Source organism: Natrinema limicola JCM 13563 (genome assembly GCF_000337475.1).
GTDB classification, from domain to species: domain Archaea; phylum Halobacteriota; class Halobacteria; order Halobacteriales; family Natrialbaceae; genus Natrinema; species Natrinema limicola.
In genome coordinates, this window is the sequence record NZ_AOIT01000089.1 from 1 (window position 1) to 2,767 (window position 2,767).

The 2,767-nt window shown below is 52.9% G+C and carries 3 protein-coding genes; 1 reads left to right on the forward strand and 2 read right to left on the reverse strand.

Features of this window, described 5'->3' with window-relative positions; genetic code table 11:
- The first annotated feature begins 549 nt into the window (after positions 1 to 549).
- Positions 550 to 1,524 carry a hypothetical protein gene (locus tag C476_RS17180; RefSeq protein ID WP_008015323.1) on the forward strand — a complete coding sequence of 325 codons (975 nt, stop codon included), beginning with the start codon at positions 550 to 552 and terminating at the stop codon, positions 1,522 to 1,524.
- Positions 1,525 to 1,615: 91 nt separating this feature from the next.
- Here the strand turns inward: C476_RS17180 and C476_RS17185 are convergent, their stop codons facing one another.
- Both C476_RS17185 and C476_RS17190 read right to left on the reverse strand, forming a co-directional pair.
- Positions 1,616 to 1,843, reverse strand: coding sequence for a hypothetical protein (locus C476_RS17185; protein ID WP_008015324.1), 228 nt, complete (start codon positions 1,841 to 1,843; stop codon positions 1,616 to 1,618).
- Positions 1,844 to 1,993: 150 nt separating this feature from the next.
- Positions 1,994 to 2,557 carry a hypothetical protein gene (locus C476_RS17190; RefSeq protein ID WP_008015326.1) on the reverse strand — a complete coding sequence of 188 codons (564 nt, stop codon included), beginning with the start codon at positions 2,555 to 2,557 and terminating at the stop codon, positions 1,994 to 1,996.
- Positions 2,558 to 2,767: the final 210 nt, after the last annotated feature.

The window sequence follows — 2,767 nt, forward strand, 5'->3', positions numbered from 1 at the left end:
TCTCTGTAAACACCATTGTTGTTACGTACTCCCAGGTTTGTTGAAACCCTCAGCAAGTGGTATATTCTGATCCGGTTGCGGTCAATACAGGTGAAGAACTGTTCGATTCTCAGTAGAACAGGAGAGTGTTTGATTATTGTGTAGTAGGTGGTTTATTTCTGGATGTACCAGCACGGTACATTATAATAGCCACTGCTTCGACAAGGAGAACAGGTAGAATACTACCCACAATAAACACAGCAACGATACTCAGGATAAAGATGCTACCAGCTAAAACAAGCGGCGAGCGACGATTTTGAGTTGAGGCCTCACGATACACGAAGCGTGCAATGAACGCTTGGATGACAAGGTAGATGGGGGTACCAATTCCGAATGCAGGCATAAAGCAAATACCTTATCGAGAAGACATATGTTTTCGGGTTGTCGTTCAGTTTGCACATCTACTTACCGGCTAATTCACCGCAGCAGTCGGTGGATCAAACCAGTAGAAGAGTTCTCTGATACCCGTCGAGAACAAGATTTAGTCGGGACGGCGCGTAACTTCCCCGTATGCCATTCAGCGTCAGTTGGCACACGCTTCTCGAGCATCTGGATGAGCTGCCGGCGGACGCGACACTGATCACACCATTGTCGCACTCCCACATCCACATCACAGATATCCAGGAACACCGCATTATCGTCCAGTTCGACGAGTCCAGCGAGAAGCGCCCGCTCCAACGCGATCAGTTCGAGTCGCTGTATCGTCAGATACAGACCGCGCACGATGGGTTTGATCTCGACCGGCTCCCGCCAGATGCTGATCCGTATCCAGCGGTGTTGAGCGTTCATCCCCGGTTCGAGATCGACGAGGACGCGGGTGTGATCGCCGAGACAGACGGACCGACGACGACCCAGCTAGCCGACACAGCACACGAACCAGACACCGATGACGACCGCACCGAACCTGACGGTCTGGACATCTACTCGGATGGCCTACTCCTAATCGATGCACTCGAGCGCCACGACGTAACCGACCTCCCTGACTTGGAGACGGCCACCCTCGTAAATCTCTACACGCTGCTGTCGGATGTCCAGCGTGACGCCAACGACTTTCGCCAGGAGGTCGCCGATGTGCTTCTCTCCCGGCTCCATCACGACCGGCCTGTCGCCGGTCAGTACGGCTCCGTCCAGCGCACGAGTCGTCGCAACCGCTCGCTCAAAGACGACGAGGAAGTCCTCTCGAGGCTCGAGGCAGAAGGGATCGACCGTGAGCGCGTCATGAGCGTTGATCGCCAGAAGGTCGACGAAGCACTTGAGGTGACGACGCTCACTGAGTCCGATGTCTACGAGATTGATGAGAGCGAGTACGTTCGCAAGGCGGAGGTCGACGACGACGTCAAGGAGTCGCGCCTCCAGGGCTTGAAGGACCGGCTTGCCGCCAGCGAGGAGACAGAAGCTGAAGAACTGCAACAGGAAATCGAAGCACTCGAAGAGCGTATTGACGACCTCACAAGCTTCCGGGCAGGGACGGAGGTACAAGGATGACTAGTGACGGCTTTTGTGGCATCACGTACAGAGCAAGGAATCAGCAGGCTTCCTCCCGGTCGTCCTGCAAGCTGACACTGGCAGTGTCGAGTTAGTCATCGTCGTCCTGCGAGCGGAGTTCGATAGCCCGCTTCTCGAGTTGGCGGAGGATCGGAACACGTTGTTGGTGCTGGTTTTCGTAGGCGATGCAGGCTCGCAGCGTCTCCATATCGTTGATCGTTGCGATGCTGGCGTCGATGAGTCGTGTGTTTGGTGCCTCGAGCCGCTGTGCTGGTGAGAGTTCGCTCGAGTCTTGGGAGTATTCTGGCGTGTCGCCCATTGGATGTTGCCTCTACCCCTGTTGAGGCATGAAAAACTGTATTGCTCTATAGCTTTTTCCGCAAGTGAGAGATGACCACTTGCTACGGTAAGTACAGGCCAAGCACGCATCTTAATCATTTGAGTGGTATTCTCTCCCCGCCATAGAATTTCACCATTGACATTTGGCCGGGGTGGTGGCTGGATTTTGAGTTATGTCTACGGAAAACGATGATTCTGCTTCGTCACTTTCTTGGATATTCAACAAAACTTGGTAAGTAGTATATTCAAGTGTCACCGACTCAGTGACGGTTCCCCAGCCTTCAACTGTAACCTCTACCAAATATGTTCCAAGTTCGGTAGCAACCGGCACTTTCCGGTCATTATCTTTCTCCTCGATAGTGCGATCTACCTCTTTCAGAACTGTTCCCTCTGTATCTTTGATAGTGAACGAGATATTTAGCGGTACTTCAGGCACGTCAGGTACAGTAAGATGCTTCGTTGAATCATACTGTGGCGTTGTCTCCTCAAACTGGAGGGTGTGAACACCGTTTTCAATGTCTACCTGCGGGGCATAGTACGTTTCTCCCCGCTTGAGTGCTTCCACATCCGGTCCAGCAACCTGCTGCCAGAGCAACTCCTCGTCGCTCTCGTACTGACCCTCATCGAAGGCAGTATCAACCTCAGTCTTGACATCCTCGGGCAACTCCCTATAGTCGCTAGTTGTCCACTGCATCAATCACGCCACGGATAGATCCGAGGAAATAGACAAGACATGAGGTAGAATCAGTGTGTCACCTGACTAGGAGACAGCACACAGATGGAAATCTGTCGCATTACTTCTACTTTGGCAGAGATTCTGACGACGAGAAAGATAGCTGACGCTAGTAGCCGACCTCGCTTCGCCAGAAGCGAGGCGGCTTAGCCGAGTCCGTGATCACATCCA

Coding starts and splice junctions, on each gene's coding strand:
- C476_RS17180 (WP_008015323.1), top strand. CDS start 550: ATGCCATTCAGCGTCAGTTGGCACACGCTTCTCGAGCATCTGGATGAG.
- C476_RS17185 (WP_008015324.1), bottom strand. CDS start 1,843: ATGGGCGACACGCCAGAATACTCCCAAGACTCGAGCGAACTCTCACCA.
- C476_RS17190 (WP_008015326.1), bottom strand. CDS start 2,557: ATGCAGTGGACAACTAGCGACTATAGGGAGTTGCCCGAGGATGTCAAG.